14 protein-coding genes are annotated in these 16,769 nt (G+C 71.9%); 5 read left to right on the top strand and 9 right to left on the bottom strand.

The genetic code is table 11. The features are described from left to right. Positions 1-32 precede the first annotated feature (32 nt). On the top strand, positions 33-1,613 hold the full coding sequence (locus EDF40_RS10955; protein ID WP_123292869.1) for a Na+/H+ antiporter: 1,581 nt from the start codon (positions 33-35) through the stop codon (positions 1,611-1,613). A 56-nt stretch (positions 1,614-1,669) separates the two neighbouring features. Here the strand turns inward: EDF40_RS10955 and EDF40_RS10950 are convergent, their stop codons facing one another. The 5 genes from EDF40_RS10950 to EDF40_RS10930 form a co-directional block, all read right to left on the bottom strand. After that, complete coding sequence (locus EDF40_RS10950) at positions 1,670-2,518, bottom strand: formylglycine-generating enzyme family protein (protein ID WP_123339873.1); 849 nt, start codon at positions 2,516-2,518, stop codon at positions 1,670-1,672. Between the two features lie 50 nt (positions 2,519-2,568). Beyond that, positions 2,569-4,110, bottom strand: a complete 1,542-nt coding sequence (locus EDF40_RS10945; protein ID WP_123339569.1) for an arylsulfatase — start codon at positions 4,108-4,110, stop codon at positions 2,569-2,571. 103 nt (positions 4,111-4,213) lie between these two features. Then, positions 4,214-4,519, bottom strand: coding sequence for a hypothetical protein (locus tag EDF40_RS10940; protein ID WP_123292747.1), 306 nt, complete (start codon positions 4,517-4,519; stop codon positions 4,214-4,216). Beyond that, positions 4,516-5,022, bottom strand: a complete 507-nt coding sequence (locus EDF40_RS10935) for a DUF1269 domain-containing protein (RefSeq protein ID WP_123339568.1) — start codon at positions 5,020-5,022, stop codon at positions 4,516-4,518. Before EDF40_RS10935 ends, EDF40_RS10940 begins: the two co-directional genes overlap by 4 nt. Beyond that, positions 5,019-5,438, bottom strand: coding sequence for an SHOCT domain-containing protein (locus EDF40_RS10930; RefSeq protein WP_123339567.1), 420 nt, complete (start codon positions 5,436-5,438; stop codon positions 5,019-5,021). The genes EDF40_RS10935 and EDF40_RS10930 overlap by 4 nt, the downstream gene beginning before the upstream one ends. Before the next feature lie 154 nt (positions 5,439-5,592). On the opposite strand from EDF40_RS10930, the gene EDF40_RS10925 reads away from it, so the two are divergent. From EDF40_RS10925 to EDF40_RS10910, 4 genes are all read left to right on the top strand, one after another. Then, a complete protein-coding gene (locus EDF40_RS10925; RefSeq protein ID WP_123292867.1) occupies positions 5,593-6,507 on the top strand; it encodes an HAD family phosphatase in 915 nt (304 codons plus the stop codon). Beyond that, positions 6,504-12,524, top strand: a complete 6,021-nt coding sequence (locus EDF40_RS19615) for a DUF5979 domain-containing protein (RefSeq protein WP_123339566.1) — start codon at positions 6,504-6,506, stop codon at positions 12,522-12,524. The genes EDF40_RS10925 and EDF40_RS19615 overlap by 4 nt, the downstream gene beginning before the upstream one ends. A 74-nt stretch (positions 12,525-12,598) precedes the next feature. Further along, positions 12,599-13,597, top strand: coding sequence for an alpha/beta hydrolase (locus EDF40_RS10915; protein ID WP_260212665.1), 999 nt, complete (start codon positions 12,599-12,601; stop codon positions 13,595-13,597). 18 nt (positions 13,598-13,615) lie between these two features. Then, positions 13,616-14,245, top strand: a complete 630-nt coding sequence (locus tag EDF40_RS10910) for a hypothetical protein (protein ID WP_235035994.1) — start codon at positions 13,616-13,618, stop codon at positions 14,243-14,245. An 86-nt stretch (positions 14,246-14,331) separates the two neighbouring features. Here the strand turns inward: EDF40_RS10910 and EDF40_RS10905 are convergent, their stop codons facing one another. The 4 genes from EDF40_RS10905 to EDF40_RS19230 form a co-directional block, all read right to left on the bottom strand. After that, positions 14,332-14,874 (bottom strand): DoxX family protein, encoded by a 543-nt coding sequence (locus EDF40_RS10905; RefSeq protein WP_123339565.1) that lies wholly within the window; start codon positions 14,872-14,874, stop codon positions 14,332-14,334. 85 nt (positions 14,875-14,959) lie between these two features. Further along, positions 14,960-15,778, bottom strand: a complete 819-nt coding sequence (aqpZ, locus tag EDF40_RS10900; protein WP_123339564.1) for an aquaporin Z — start codon at positions 15,776-15,778, stop codon at positions 14,960-14,962. Between the two features lie 98 nt (positions 15,779-15,876). After that, the gene (locus EDF40_RS10895; protein WP_123339563.1) at positions 15,877-16,440 is read right to left on the bottom strand and encodes a hypothetical protein; all 564 of its coding nucleotides are present in this window, start codon (positions 16,438-16,440) and stop codon (positions 15,877-15,879) included. Beyond that, a partial coding sequence (locus tag EDF40_RS19230; protein WP_221180701.1) for a DUF6286 domain-containing protein occupies positions 16,437-16,769 on the bottom strand: 333 nt, incomplete at its 5' end. The genes EDF40_RS10895 and EDF40_RS19230, both read right to left, overlap by 4 nt.

The raw sequence follows: 16,769 nt of genomic DNA, 5'->3' as shown, positions 1-16,769 counted from the left end.
TGACTGGAGTGTCGGTCGAACGAGGAGTGCACGTGCTGGGTCCTGAACTGGTGGTCGTCCTCGGCCTTGCCATCGCACTGACGGCGGGGATCGCGGACCGGATCCGGGTGGCCCCTCCGGTCCTGCTGCTCGTCTTCGGCGCTGCGCTGGCCTTCGTGCCGGAGTTCGCGGACGTCGAGCTGCCGGCCGACGCCGTCCTGCTGTTGTTCCTGCCGGCGCTCCTGTACTGGGAGAGCCTGACGACGTCGCTGCGCGAGATCCGGAAGAACCTGCGCGGCATCGTCCTGATGGGCACCCTGCTCGTGGTCGCCACAGCGGGCGCCGTCGCCGTCCTGCTCCACCTGCTCGGCATGCCGTGGGGTCCGGCCTGGGTGCTCGGCGCCGCCGTGGCCCCGACCGACGCGACCGCTGTCGGGGTGCTCACGAAGATGCTGCCGCGCCGCAACGTCACCGTGCTGCGGGCGGAGAGCCTGGTCAACGACGGCACGACCCTCGTCGTGTACGGCATCGCGGTGGCCGTCACGGTGGGCACGCAGGAACTCACGTTCTGGGGCGTGTCGGGGATGCTCGTCCTGTCGTACCTCGGTGGGGTCGCCGCGGGGCTCGCCGCGGCGTGGGTCGGCACGCTCGTGCTGCGCCGGGTCGACACCGTGGTGCTCGAGAACCTCGTCACGCTCCTCGTGCCGTTCGGTGCGTTCCTGGCTGCCGAGGCGATCGGCGCCTCCGGTGTGCTCGCCGTGGTGGCGGCCGGCATCGTCGTCAGCCAGGTCGGGCCGAAGCTCGACCGCGCCGAGACCCGGCAGCAGGTCCGCGCCTTCTGGTCGTTCCTGACGTTCCTGCTCAACGGTGCACTGTTCGTCCTGGTCGGCATCGAGGCGATGGTCGCGGCCCGGGCGCTGACGCCGTCCGAGCTGCTCCGCGCCGTCGGCGTCGTCCTGGCCGTCGCGGTCGTGCTCGTCGTGGTCCGGTTCGCGTTCCTCAACGCCGCGGGCGGCACCGTCTGGCTCGTCACCCGTCGGACGGGAGGCGCGCCCCGCGAGGGCCACCGTGACCGGCTCGTGAGCGGTTTCGCCGGGTTCCGCGGCGCGGTCTCGCTGGCGATGGCCGTCGCCGTCCCCCGCGTGCTCGAGTCCGGAGCGGACTTCCCGGACCGCGACCTCATCGTCTTCGTCACGGCCGGCGTGGTCGTCGTCACCATCGTCGGTCAGGCACTCGTGCTGCCGGCGGTCCTGCGGCGGGCCGCGCTGCCCGAGGACGAGTCGGTCGGTGAGGAACGTCGCTACGCCGAGCGGACCGCGATCGAGGAGGCCCTCGACGCCCTGCCGCGGCTGGCACGGTCGACCGGAGCCGACCAGGCCACCGTCGACCGGGTGCGCAAGGACTACGAGGCGCACCTGGACGTCATCCAGGCACGCGAGGAGGACGACGACGATCACCCGGCGGTGCAGCGGCACGACACCGCCGTCGCGCTCGAGCTCGCCCTGGTGCAGCACAAGGCCGCGACCCTGCTGCGGCTCCGTGACTCGGACGAGATCGACGACCTGGTGCTCCGCCAGGTCCGCGCCGGCTACGACGCGGAAGAGGCGCGACTCGACGGCATCACCCCCGCGTAGCGGAACACCGGACGGGGCGGTCAGACCGGTCGCGCGGTCAGACCGGTCGGGGGCGGTCAGCCCGCGATGCGGAAGCCGATGTGGCTCATCCCGGTGTCCGACTCCTGGCCGCGCCGAGCCGCCGGGCGGTACCGGCGGCAGTAGCTGTCGGCGCACAGGAACGATCCGCCCTTCACGACCCGGCGCTCGACGGTCACGGCCTCGGACGCCGGCGCACAGCAGTCGTGCTCAGCGGCGGGGTCCACGTACCGGTCGCTGGTCCACTCCCAGACGTTGCCCGCCGTGTCGTGCAGACCGTAGCCGTTGGGTGGGAACGACCCGACCGGCGACGTCCGTCCGTACCCGCGTTCCGCGCGCCAGGGGAAGTCGCCGTGCCAGTAGTTCGCGCGACGTTCCCCGGGGCGCTCCGGCTCGTCCCCCCAGGTGAACTCCGCGTCCTCGAGGCCACCGCGCGCCGCGAACTCCCACTCGGCTTCGGTGGGCAGCCGCCCGCCCGCCCACACCGCGTAAGCGGACGCGTCCTCGTACGCCACGTGCACGACCGGGTGGTCGGCGCGGTCGGCGATGGTCGAGCCGGGACCGGAGGGACGACGCCAGTTCGCGCCGGGCGTCCACGCCCACCACTGGCTCAGGTGTCGGAGGTCCACCGGCCCGCTCGCCCCGGTGAACACCATCGAGCCGGCGTGCAGGTTCTCGGCCGGGGCACCGGGGAACTGCGCCGGGTCGAGGGGCCGCTCCGCCACCGTGCGGTACCCGGTGGCGCGGACGAACGCCGCGAACTCCCGGTTCGTCACGGCCTGCGAGGCGATCTCGAACGCGGCGACGGTGACGCTGCGTGCCGGGGACTCCTCCGGGTAGTGCTGGTCGGAGCCCATCGTGAACGCGCCGCCGGCGATCCGCACCATCGAGGAGCGGATCGCCGTGGCGGTGGTCGGGCCGGTGGTGGTCGGCACCGTCAGTCGCCGCCGGCCAGGAACGACTGCAGCTTGTCGACCGCCTGGTCGATGCTGAACGTCGCCGCGCGCTGTCGTGGCGGGAACTCCTCGAAGGTGTCCAGGAACTGGGTGACCAGCGTCGTGGCGGCGAGCAGCAGGTAGTCGTTCTCGAACAACCAGTCGAAGTACGTGTTCGACGTCTGGTCCGCTCGTTCGAACGGGTCGGTCCGCAGGTTGTAGAGCTTCGGGACCCGCAGCACGACGAACGGATCGAACCAGACCTGCAGGGTGCCGGTGACGCGCTGCTCCATGAACACCGCCTTCCAGTTGTCGAACCGGAGCGCGAGGACGTCGCCGTCGTCCGAGAAGTACACCAGGCCCGGTCGCGGACCCTGATCGACCTCCCCGGTCAGGTACGGCAGGAAGTCGTAGCCGTCGATGTGCACCTTGTAGGTCCGGTCGCCGATCGTCTTCCCGACCTTGAGCTCCTCGACCGTGGTCGTGTCCCCCACCGCCGCCAGGAACGTCGGGAGCCAGTCGTGGTGCTGGATGATCGCGTTCGAGATCGACCCCGCCTCGATGTGGCCGGGCCAGCGGATCATCTGCGGGACCCGGAACGCGCCCTCCCAGTTCGTGTTCTTCTCACTGCGGAACGGGGTCATCCCGCCGTCCGGCCACGTGTTCATGTGCGGGCCGTTGTCCGTGGAGTAGATCACGATCGTGTCGTCCGCGATCCCGAGCTCGTCGAGCTGGTCGAGGAGCGAGCCGACCACCAGGTCGTGGTCGATCATCGTGTCGTGGTACGGCGACTGCCACCGGCCGGCCTGCCCCCGGCTCTCCGGCTTCGGGTGCGTCCGGAAGTGCATGTGGGTGGTGTTCATCCAGACGAAGAACGGGGTCTCGGACTCCGCCTGACGCCCGATGAAGTCCATCGCGGCGTCCGCGAACTCCTCGTCGATGGTCTCCATGCGCTTCTTGGTCAGCGGGCCGGTGTCCTCGACGCGCTGCTTGCCACGTCGTCCGTATCGACCGTCCTCGGTGTCGTCGTCCTCGTCGGTCGACCACGAGTGGATCACGCCGCGCGGCCGGGCCCGCTCGTTGAAGGCCGGGAACTCCTCGATGGACGGCCAGTTCGCCGACTCGGGCTCCTCCTCCGCGTTCAGGTGGTACAGGTTGCCGTAGAACTCGTCGAACCCGTGCGCCGTCGGCAGGAACTCGTTCTTGTCGCCGAGGTGGTTCTTGCCGAACTGCCCGGTGGCGTACCCGTGCGGCTTCAGCACCTCGGCGATCGTCGGGTCCTCGGCGCGGAGCCCCAGGTCCGCGCCGGGCATGCCCACCTTGCTGAGCCCCGTGCGGAACACGCTCTGTCCTGTGATGAAGGACGACCGGCCGGCGGTGCAGCTCTGCTCCCCGTAGGAGTCGGTGAAGCGCATGCCCTCATCCGCGATCCGGTCGATGTTCGGTGTGCGGTAGCCCATCAGGCCATCGCTGTAGGCGCTCAGGTTCGTGATCCCGATGTCATCGCCCCAGATGACCAGGATGTTCGGCTTGTCCTTCGGCATCGCTGTCCTCCTCGTTCGTGTGGTCGTGCTCGTGCATGGATCGTGCTCGGGTGCGCTCCGGTGCGGGCCACCCCGACCGGGTGAGATCGTGGACGTCGTCTGCTCAGCCCGTCAGCAGCGCGACGGCCACCGCGACGGCGGTCGCCAGCGCACACGCGATCGGCAGGAGCCCGAGTCCCTGGGCCGCCGTGGCGGTCGACCGCACCACCAGGTGCCGACCGTCGAACCGGCGCAGCAGGAACCCCAGGACCACGACGACCACGAGGCCGACCCCCGCGATCGGGAGCGTCCACCACCAGTCGAGGGGCGCCACGAGGCCGAAGACGACGAAGAAGGCCACGGTGGACACGAGCGACGCCGCCGTCACGAGGACGAGTGTCCGAGCCGATGGACCGACTGCGCTCGTCACGGGTGCCCACCAAGGTCGTGCGCGATCGCCCGGAGGTCCTCGTCGGAGAGCGTCGTCCGGAGCACCGTGCCGCCGAGGTCCGTCATCGCGCCGACGAGCCGGTCCCCGTCGACCGACGCCACCGAGACGATGACGGCCGCCCCGCCCCGCGCCAGCTCGGCGGCGAGACGCTCCCGGAAGTCCGCGTCCACGCCGGCACGGTCCAGGCTCGCGAAGAGCGCCCCCACCGCACCGCCGACGACGAGCCCCGCGAACGGCATGAGGAACAGGAACCCGAGCACGGTGCCGAACACCGCGCTCGAGGCCGCCCGTGCACCACGCTGCGAATCACGCCCGGTGGAGTCGACGTGGGTGCGACCATGCTCGTCGACGTGCACGACGGCGATGCCGTCGAGGGCGATCTCCGCGCGGCGGTCGAGGCGCAGTGCGGCGTCGTGCGCCGCCCGGGCGCCGTCGTCGTCGTCGAAGGCGATGACGACGAGCTCGGTCGCCCGGTCGCTCACGCCGCAGCCGGTGCCGGCGCCGCGCGGGTGCTGCCGACCGCGTTCGCCTTGATCGCGTCGAACTCCGCCGCCGTGATCGTGCCGGCGTCGAGGAGTGCGCGTGCCTTCGCGATCTCGTCGGACGGGGACGTGCCCGCCACGGTGCGGATGTAGCCGTCGGCGGCGTCCTTCTGCCGCTGGGCGGACTCCGCGCTGCGGTCCGCCATCCCACGACCGCGTGCGATCAGGTAGACGAACGTCGTCAGGAACGGCACGAAGACCAGGAAGAAGACCCAGATCGCCTTGTACCACCCGCTGAGCGAACGATCCCGCACGAGGTCCGCGAGGACCGAGAAGAGCGCCATGAGCGAGGCGATGAGCGCCGAGATGAGCAGCCCGTACCAGATCACTGCCCAGAACGTGTACCAGAAGTCCATGATCGTGTTCCCTTCAGGAGTGCGTGGGCCTGCTGTCTAGCGCCGACGGCGCGCGGCCGGCACCACCCGCTTCGGGCGATCCGGCGCGATGGGCTTCCCGGTTCACCCGATCAGGATGGTGCGCACCGGCCCGCGCGGCCGGACGATCCGGGGCATGGACACACTCCCCTCCTGGCGCCCGGGGCACGCCCGCGACGCCGTCGAACGGTTCCTGGCCCGCACGACCGGCGGGGACACCCCGCTGCCGGTCGACGACCGCGTCGCCGTCTTCGACAACGACGGCACGCTCTGGAACGAGAAGCCGATGCCGACCCAGCTGCACTGGCTCGTCCAGCAGTGGGCCGCTGCAGCGTCCGCCGACCCGGAGCTCGCTCGCACGCAGCCCTACGCGGCCGCGCAGTCCGGTGACCTGTCGTGGATCGGGGGCGCCGTCGACCGGCACGCGAGCGGGGACGACTCCGATCTCCGGCTGCTGCTGGCGGCGGTGGGGCGCGTGACCGCTGGCATGAGCGTCGATGACTACCGACGGCTCGTGTCGGACTTCTACGCGCACGCCGAACACCCCGTGCTCGGCGTTCCCTACGCGGCGACGGTCTACCAGCCGATGGTCGAGCTCGTGCGGCTCCTGCACGAGCACGGGTTCACCTGCTACGTGGTGTCCGCGGGGGAACGCGACTTCATGCGTCCCATGACGGAGCAGAACTACGGCATCGCCCCGGAACACGTCATCGGCTCCGCCATGGGCCTGGAGTACGTCGACGGCGAGGTCCGCTACGTCGACGCACTCGCGTTCTTCGACGACGGCCCGGAGAAGCCCGTCCGGGTCTGGAGCCGGATCGGACGGCGGCCGGCGGTCGCGGTCGGGAACTCCGACGGCGACCGGGAGATGCTCGAGTACACCGTGCCCGGCCACGCAGGACTCCGTCTGCTCGTCCACCACGACGACGACACCGGCCGCGGCGACCAGCCGTACGACAAGGGCGCCGAGGTCGTGCTCCGTGAGGCCGACGAGCGCGACATCACCGTGGTCAGCGTCCGCGACGACTGGGCCACGGTGTTCCCGACGTGAAGCGCATCGGCCGGAACCACGTGCTGCGCTCGGCGATCGCCGCGACGACCGCGGTGCTCCTCGCGACCGGGGCGATCGTGACGACAGCGGTCCCCGCATCGGCTGCGGACCCTGCGGCGATCGAGGTGAACAAGCTGGTCGACGGCGGCAAGAGCGCCACCCTCGGCCCCGGCGACGAGTTCACCTTCACGATCCGACTCGGGTGCGATGACGCCGACTGTGTGGACGCCCGGATCGTCGACACCCTGCCGGCGGAGCTCGAGGGCTTCCCGATCGTCGACCTCAGCGCCACTCCGCCCAACCCCGCCGCGCCGGCAGACCCGGACTGGGTCGTCACCCACACCGGCTGCGGCGGCACACCGGCGACGGTCGTCACCAGCGACCCGCCGTGCGTGGGCACCCTCGAGTTCGTCCAACCGCTCGCCGACGGCTCCCAGGGCCTCGCCGCGGGCCAGGCGTACACGCTCACGGCGACCCTTCGGGTCCCCGCCGACCTCCCGCCGACGTGGCCCTACAACGGCCAGCCGATCACGAACACCGGTACCGGCACCGCGGACAACGCCGCGACCGCGTCCAGCGCCGCGACGGTCACCGTGGACATCCCGACGACCGTCGACGTCGCGACGACGAAGTCCTGGACGCCCATGAACGAGCAGTACTCCCCCGGCGCACCGTCGACCATCGAGCTCTCCGCCTCGAACGCGTCGAACGTCCCCGCCACGTCCCTCGTCGTCCAGGACCCGTCGAACGCGGCGGAGGGTGCGGCGACGCTGGACGCCACGAACCCGTTCCGGTACGTCGACGTCACCGGACCCGGCACGATCGCCCTGCCCGCAGGAGCGACCGCCGTGCAGGTCGACGCGTACGTGCTCGACCCCGGGACCGGCACCTACCGCTGGGTCACCGGGACTCCTTCGCCGCCGGGATCCGCGACGTTCCCGGCCGGCGTCGACGACGCCGACGTCGCCGGGGTCCGGTACACCTTCACCGGCCCGGACGGGGCCGTCCTCACGCCCGGCGATCCGGCTGCCTCGATCCAACTCGACGTCGGACAGCGCAGCACCGAGCGGGACTCCGACGTCGAGCTCGGCGAGGGATGGTCCGCCACGAACACCGCCGCCGCCACCGTCTCGGTCCCCGGGCAGGACCCCGCGACGAGCACGGCCTCCGCCGAACACACCGTCTCACCGACGAACCTCGAAGCAGCGGTCACCAAGTCGATCGACCCGGCGCGGGTCCCCGCGGGCACGAACGCGGTCGGCAGCGTGACCGCCACGAACACGTCGGACGGACCGGTCGAGGAACTCCGCGTCAGCGACCTCGACTACTTCACCGCCGACGTCGGCTTCGCCGGGTTCAGCAGTCCGCTCGCGTACCCCGCGACCGCCACCGGCGCCGACGTCGTCTGGCACTTCAGCGACGGGACGACCCGCACCGATCCGTTCGCCGACGGCGACACCCCGGCGGCCGCGGCCCCGGACGGCACCTTCGTGACCGGGTTCGAGATCGTGTACGACGGCCCGATCGATGCCGACGCGACGACGACGACGCGCTTCGGCATCGACACCGCGCTCGATGCTGCCGACGACGCACCACTCCGGACCACCAACCGTGCGACGGCCTCCGTACGCAACGGGGGTGCGACCGCCGACGACGGCGCGTCCGCGCCGCTCGACGTGTTCCGCCCGGACATCGAGATCGCGCTCTCCAAGACCCTCAGCCCGCAGGAGCCGATCGCACCGGGCGGGACGGTCGTGGCCCAGCTCCCGGCCACGACCAGCACGGACTCCGCGTTCGTGACCCCGACGACGATCACCATCGAGGACGTCGCGCCGACGCCCCACGACGACGGATCGTTCTGGAACGCGTTCGACCCGGTCGCGATCGCGCCCACGCAGGTGCCCGCGGGCACCACGCTGACCATCGACTACACGTCCGACGACGGCGCCACCTGGCAGCCGCTCCCGATCGACGGCCTCCCCGCCACCGGCCCGACGAACTTCTCCGGCACCGTCCCCGCCGACCTCCGAAGCGCGATCACCGGACTCCGGTTCGTGTTCACGAACCCGGACGGCTTCCCGCAGGGCACCACCGTGCAACCCAACGTCGTCTCGCAGGCCCGTGCGGACCAGCGGTACGGCGGTGGATCGACGAGCACCCCCGACGCCGGTCCGTCGACCTACACCAACACGGCGACCGCACAGGGCGAGGGTGCCGTCGACGGCGGCACCACCATCGAGAGCGACGTCGTCGAGGCCGACGCCGACGCCGACATCGAGTCGACGACCGGGACGGGGAGCACGATCGCCGGGAAGCGGTGGACCGACACCGACTTCGCCACCGACCGGACCACCGTGGACAGCCAGTCCGGCGAGCAGGTCGGGTCCGTCCTCGAGTGGGGCTCGCGGACGACCGGGACGTCCCAGATCGTCGTCACCGATCCAGCAGGCAACGCGGGGAACCCGGCCGCCACCGTCTTCCAGGCGTTCGACCTCGAGTCGATCGACCCGATCGCGGTGAGCACCGACCCGCTCTGGCGGTGGGACACCGTCACCTCCGTCGAGCTCTTCAGCGACGGGACGTGGTCCACCGTCCCGGCGCCGACCTCCGGCTGGGTCGACCAGACCGGCTTCGTCGGGTACGCGCTGACGAGCGAGCAGACCGCTGCGACGACGGGCGTCCGGATCACCGTGGCGCCCGACGACGACGCCCGCGCGGCGAGCACCGACCCGACCCGACCCGTTCCGGGGTCGGGGATCGCCACGAGCACGACGCCGCGACCGTTCCACCTCACCTGGGAGCTCCGGAACTCCCTCCGAGCACCGGGCACCGCCGACGTCGAGTGGGTGAACGGCACCACCGACTACAACCTCAGCACCGCCGGGTCCGTCCGCAACGCGGTCGACGTCACGGCCACGACCGACGACGGAGACCAGAGCTCCACTGCGGTCGACGACCTCGTCATCCTCGACCGGCCGCCCCTCGTCGGGCTCGCGAAGACCTCCGAGCACGACAGCCTCGCCGTCCCGGCACGCGGTGACGTCGACCCCGACGAGTACCCCACGAACGACTTCACCGTCACCGCCACGAACGGCTCCGCCTCGCGCGCGTCGTACGTCCGCGTGACCGACCCGATGCCGTGCACACCGGCGACCCTCTCCGACTGCACGAGCGACCCCGACGCGTGGTCGGCGGACCCCTTCGACGGAGCCGACTCCACGACCGGCAACCCGTTCGAACGGTTCACCCTCACCGGACTCGACTTCAGCGTCGACGACGACGAGGTCGACGCGGACGCATCGACGGTGACGTTGCTGCACCGGAGTGACACCGGGACGACCTCCAGCAGCACGACCTCGATCACCGGCGCCCGGGCCCAGACCGCGGCACAGCTCGCGGACGTCGTCGGCGTCAGCGTCGTCTACCAGGGCACGGACCCCACCCGCACCGGCGGGACCATCTCCACCGGCCGACCGCTGACCATGACGATGCACACGCAGTTGCGGGCGACGCTCCGGAGCCTGCCGTCCGTCCCCGTGACCGCGACGACCACCGTCACGAACCGGGCGTTCGCGCAGTCGTACGACCCCGTCCTGGCGCCGTCCGGTCAGACCAGCACCCCGACGGACACGGCCTCCGCGGCCGTCGCGCTGGTCCGCGGCGTCCTCGACGTCACCGCGGAGAAGACCTTCACACCGGACACCCTGCTCGAGGCCGACCGCAGCGACACGATCGACGTGCGCCTCGACGGTGCGCAGGGCGACGACGCGACGGTCTCGCCGGACACGGTGACCATCGAGGACACCGACCAGGACTTCTGGAACGACGTCCGGCTCGCAGCGTTCTCCGCGGACGACGTGACGTTCCCGGCCGGGGCCGACCGGGTGCGCGTCGACGTCCAGCTCGACGGCCAGCCTGCGTGGGAGCTCGGGGCGGCATCCGACTCGGCGACGTTGCCGACGTCTGACACGGCCGCGATCACGGGCATCCGCTTCGTCTTCGACCGAGCGGACGGCGACGTCCTCTCCCACGCCGACCCGCCGGCAGCCTGGACCGCCGCCGCGGTGCTCCACGTCGTCGTGCTCCCGGTCGGCCGGGACGGTGCACCCGTCCGCTTCCCCGGCACCCTCGACGACTCGGCGACCGTCACCGCCCACCGCAGCGACGACACGCTCTTCCCCGACGCCACCGCCGCCGCGGACGACACCCTCACGCTCGACCCGGGCACCCGCCAGCTCGACGTCGCCAAGGCGCCCGCGAACGACCAGCACACCGTGCCGGTCGGGACCCCGGTCCCGTGGACCGTCACGATGCGCAACACCGGGACCGGCATCGTCACGCTGACGTCCGTGCGCGACGAGCTCCCCGAGGGCCTCACGTGGGACGGGACGGACCCGACGTTCCGCACCTCGCCCGACGGGACACTGTCCGCCGACGTCACGACGGTCCAGGACGGCCGGACGATCACGTTCACCTGGCCCACCGACGACGACCGGATGGCCCCGGACGAGACGTTCACAATCACGATCCCCCTGACGCTGGAACCCGGTCTGCACGAGGACGAGCGCGCCACGAACTCGGCCGTCGCCGTCACCGGCTCGGCGCTCGACCGCTGCACGAACGACTCCGGCAACGGGCAGGGCACCATCTCGGGACTCCCTGCCGAGGAGTGCGGCACGACCAACTACGTGCAGCCCACGCCCGGGCCGGCGCTGCAGACGAGCAAGGCGGTGCGTGGCGACGTCGTCGACCCGCTCGTCTCGGGTGCGTCCGACCCGTCGGACCCAGGCACGTCCTGCACCCCGGACGACGACGGCTTCACCCTCCCGCCCTGCGTCGCCGCCACGCGTGTCGGCGGGACCGACGAGTGGCGCGTCCGGACGACGAACACCGGCACCGTCGACCAGGACCGGGTCACCTTCGTCGACCCGCTCCCGCAGCCCGGCGACCGGCTCCTCGCGACCGGGGCTCCGCGTGGGAGCAGCTACCGGCCGGTGTTCGACGACTCGTTCGGCGTGGAGGTCGACGCACCGCTCGGTGCGACGACGACCTGGCAGGTCACGACCGACCGCACCGTGTGCTCGACCACCGACTCGACGACCTGGACGGACGACTCGCTCTGCTCGACGAACACGTGGACGGCGAGCGATGCGTTCACCGGCGACTGGGACGACGTGACGGGCCTGCGCGTCTCGGTCGACCTCGTGTCCGTCGGCGGGCTCGACCCGGGCGAGGCCGTCACGGCCCGGTACCGCACCGTCGACGGGCCGGTGACCGCCGCGCACCCGGACGGTGTCCCCACGACGGTCCCGCTCCGCGACGAGACGGCCTTCAACCAGGTCGGGACCACCGCCACACTGAGCGACGGCGGACTCCCGATCGCCCAGGCGCCGGTGAAGGTCGGCGTCGCACCGTCCGTCGGGTCGATGCTCATCCGGAAGCAGGTGACGGGCACCGGCGCCGGCCGAGCCCCTGATCGGTTCGACGCCGACGTCCGGTGCGAGGTGGCCGGTGTCGCGCTCGACCTCGGTGGTGCCGCCGTGGTGGCCCTCACGTCCGAGAACGCCCTCGAGGCGCGCATCGACGGCATCCCGGTCGGTGCCACCTGCGACGTCGCGGAACGCGGTGCAGTGGGCGCGTACGGCGAGGACGCCCGGACCGTCACCCCGGGCACGGTCCGCGTGCTGGTCGCGTCGACGGCCGACCAGAGCGTGCCGACCCTGCAGGTCGTGACGATCACCAACGACTACGACTTCGCCCCCATCCCGCCGACGCCGACGCCGACGCCGACCCCGACACCCACACCGGCACCGGGTCCTCCGTCGGTGACACCGGGTGGGGACGGCAGCGGGTCGGGTCCGATCGGCCCCGCTCCGGACTCCCTGGCGTCCACGGGCTACGACGGTCGTCAGGCGGTCGTGGCGCTCGCCATCGCCGCGCTCCTGCTCACCGGTGGCATCGCGATCCGCCGTTCCACCCGCCGTCGGCGTCGAGACGGGACCAGGTGGTCCGGGTGACGGCGCGCCCGGGTGCAGGGCCGACGAGACGAGCCCGTCGCGGCGACGATCCGTCGAGCAGGTGGGCCCCGGACGTGCTCGGTCCCGACTTCGAGGCCCGCTCCCTGCCCCTCGAGGACGACGACGAAGGACCGGTGACCGCGACCCTCGTGCGGCGGACCCGGACCCACCGGCTCCCGCGACGGTGGCGGACCGCGATCCCGTGGCGGTCGGACCACCTCCCCCTGGGCGGCGCCGACGTGCTCTACGTCCACGGGTGGTCCGACTACTTCTTCCAACGCGAGATGGCCGAGCACCTCGAGGCGCTCGGTGCGCGCTTCTTCGCCCTGGACCTCCGGAAGTACGGCCGGAGTCTGCTGCCGCACCAGACCCCCGGGTACGTCGACGACCTCGCCGTCTACGACGAGGACATCGCTGCGGCACTCGACACCATCGGGCACGGTGACCCCGAGCACGGACGTCGACGACTCATCCTGTTCGGCCACTCGACCGGCGGGCTGACGTTGGCACTCTGGAACAGCCGCCACCGGGGTGTGGCCGCCGGGCTGGTGCTCAACAGTCCGTGGCTGGAGTTCCAGGCGACCGGCTTCGCCCGCGAGCTGATCGCTCCGCTGATGAAGCTCGGCGCGCGGCGCAATCCCCTCGCACCGCTCCCGACCGTCGACCCCGGCTTCTACACCCGCACCGTGTCGAGCGGGTCCGACGGTAGCTGGACCTACAACCAGGCCTGGCGTCCGGAGCGCGGTTTCCCGCTCCACCCGGGGTGGCTCGCAGCGGTGTTCGCCGGTCAGGACCAGGTCGCCCACGGGCTCGGTGCCGAGACCCCGACGCTCGTGCTGCTCAGCACGCACAGCCTGCTGTCCCCGAAGTGGTCGGAGGAGATGACCCACGTCGACGTCGCACTGAACGTCGACGCCGTCGCGCACCGGGCACTCTCGCTGGGCGACGACGTCAGCGTCGCCCGGATCCACGGCGCCCTGCACGACGTGATGCTCTCGGAACCCCGGGTCCGCGAGACCGCCTACACCGCCATCCGACGGTGGGCACGCACGCTCCCCCTGCCGGGCGCCTGACCGACCAGGACGATGACGATGACGATGACCGAGAAGCCCGAGCGCCCCCACTGGACGCGCCGACGCGAGGTGGCGACCGTGGTCCTCCTCTCGATCACCGCGGTGGTGACCGCCTGGTGCGGCTTCCAGGCGTCGAAGTGGGGCGGCGAGATGTCCATCTCGTTCAGCCAGGCGTCGAGCGCCCGGATCCAGGCCGCCGACGCCGCGTCCGGCGCGCGCGACGCACGGCAGTGGGACGTCACCATCTGGGTGCAGTGGGTGCTCGCCGATTCACGGGACGACGCCACGCTCCGCAGCTACGTGCAGGAGCGGTTCTCCCCGGAGCTCCGCACCGCGTTCGAGGAGTGGGACGGTACCGGTCGGACCGCGGACGGGCCGTTCGCGACGGACGCGTACGTGCCCGCCGGATCGGACCGCGCGGCGACGCTCTCGGCGAAGGCGGACCGGCAGTTCGACCGCGCCCTCGCCGACAACCAGCAGTCCGACGACTACTCACTCCTGACGGTGCTGTTCGCCCTCGTCCTGTTCTTCGCGGCCGTGTCGGACCGAGGCAGCCGCGAGTGGGCTCGCATCGCGTTGTTCGTCGCCGCGGTCATCGGCCTCGTCGGCGGGGCGTGCTTGCTCGCCACGTTCCCCGTCCTGGTCTGAGACGGGCGCGAGCGCGGCAGGAGCGCCGACCACGGACCGGACGGGAGGCCCGGTGCCAGCTGGCACCGGGCCTCCCGTCTCGTGGTCTACGCGTCTTCGGGCGCCGCCGCGTCGGACGCGAGCGCCTTCCGACGCTGCGCGACCTGGACCGCGATCGCCACCGGGATCGCGGCGAGGGCGACCGCCCGCAGCCACGGGCGGTCGAACACGTGCCGGGTGGCGTGGTCGAGCGACACCGGACCGGGGCCGCCGAGCGCGAACATCGCCGCCGAGAAGCCGAGGAACGCCGGGAACTCGAAGCCGCCGTCCGCGTTGAAGAAGCCGTTCGGGGTGTGCACGCTCGACGCGACACCCATCGTCGTCGCGGCGCCCGCACCGGCGATCGGGGTGGCGAGCCCGAGTGCCAGGGCGGCACCGGAGCCGGCCTCGCCGATGCCGGCCAGCACGGCGTTCCGCTTGGCGGGGCGGAACCCCATCGCGTGCATGCCCTGCGCGGTGCCCTCGATGCCCCCGCCGCCGAACGCGCCGAAGAGCTTCTGGGAGCCGTGCGAGACGAGCACGGCTCCGAGGGCGATGCGGAGCAGGGTCTTGGCGGTGACCGAAGCGGTGCTGGTGGTGTGCGAGCTCATGCGTTCTCCCGATCGTCCGTGGTGGTGATCCGGGCGACGGTACGCCGGTGCGGACCCGCGTGGCCACCGCCTCGGGCGGGCGTCGTCAGCTGGTGATCCGGCGCCGTCCGGTGACGCGGACGACCAGGCCCGCGACGACGGCCCCGACGATCGGGGCGACGATGAAGACCCAGAGCTGCGTCAGGGGTGTGGCACCGCCGTAGACGGCTGCCGCGATCGACCGGGCGGGGTTCACGGACGTGTTGCTGATCGGGATGCTCACCAGGTGGATCAGCGTCAGGGTGAGACCGATGCCGATCGGCGCGACCGCCTGGTACTCCCGCTTCGCCGTGATCGAGAGGATGACGGCGATGAAGACACCGGTCAGCACGGCCTCGGCCAGGAACACCGATCCGAGTCCGTACCCGCCGGGGCTCGCGGACCCGTAGCCGTTCGAGGCGAAGCCGCCGTCACGAGCCGCCGTAAGCGCCCCGGACTTGCCGGACAGCACGGCGGCGATGATGCTCGTCGCGACGAGACCACCGACCACCTGGGAGACGATGTAGCCCGCGACGTGGCGTGCGTCGGTGCGACCGGCAGCCAGCAGTCCGAGCGTGACGGCGGGGTTGAAGTGCCCGCCGGAGATGTGCCCGACCGCCGAGATCCCCGCGACGAGCGTGAGCCCGAACGCCAAGGCCACGCCGAGGTAGCCGACGCCCTGCTGGTTGTCCGTGGCGCTCGGGATGTTTGCCGCGAACAGCGCGGTCCCGACCCCGCCGAGGACGAGCAGGAAGGTACCGAAGAACTCAGACGCGTACCGGGCCAGCGGCGACCAGACGTCGGCGTCTTCTCGCTGCTGTTCGGATGTGGACTCGCTGACCGGCTCGGTGCGTCCGCGGTCGTGGTGTGGGCGGCGCTGGGCCATGGCGGGTCCTTTCATCGGTCGGGCGTTCGCCCGGTGGTGGGTGTTGCGTGGGTCTTCGGTGGGCCGGGAGGCCCGGGGTCGCGTCCGGCTGGCGGGTGTCAGTGGACGCGGGTCGACTTCGCGAGCGCCGAACGGGTCCCACCGGTCAGGTGGACCAGGACGGGCACCTCGCGGCCGAGCGTGCGGTCGAGGACCGCGACGGCGCGGTCGACGGCGTCGAGCACCGAGACGGCGTCCCCGCCGCGGCGGACCGCGACGCGGATGCGAGCGGCACGCTGCTTCCGCACCAGGTAGGTGTCGACGCGGGAGCCGACGACGTCGCGGACCCCGGCGAGCTCGTGCTCGACGACGTCGCGGACGAGTGCGACGTTCACCGTGACGGCGTCCTCGCCCGAGCGCTCGCGGACGGCGACGGACGTGCCGCCCCCGCCGCGGGTGAACACCCAGACCAGTGCGAGCACGATCACGACGGCGCAGGCGGCGGCGACGATCCAGAGCGAGGACGCGGGGACGTCCAGGCTGCTCGGCAGGTCGATGGTGGGCTTGATCGCGTCCTGCACGGCGGGCACCACGCCCGCACCGATCGTGAGACCGACGACGACGGCGACGAGGCCGAGGACGAAGAGGATGATCCGGTTCATGGTCCGGTTGCTCTTGGTCATGCGAGGGTCCCCTTCTCGTCGACGCGGACGCGGATGTTCCGGCCGAATCGTTCGTCGAGACCACTGAGGCGGTCGCGGACGGCTGCCTGCACGGCCTGCTCGTCGACCGGGATGCCGGTGACGGGCACGATCCGGACGTCGGTGCGCCGACCGCGGGCGGTGGCCGAGGCGTTGCCCTCGGGGACCCCTGCTGCCGTGCCGGCGGCGTTGGCCGCCGTGGAGGCGACGATGCGAGTGTCGATGACGACGGCACCACGGTCGTGCTGGACGACCGAGCGGTGCTGGCGACCCGGCTTCAGGGCCAGGACGATCAGCACGATGCCCAGGAC

It is taken from the genome of Curtobacterium sp. PhB170 (assembly GCF_003752345.1).
GTDB lineage: Bacteria > Actinomycetota > Actinomycetes > Actinomycetales > Microbacteriaceae > Curtobacterium.
Note: the sequence above shows the minus strand (reverse complement) of the source record. Positions and strands in the feature narration are given on the sequence as shown.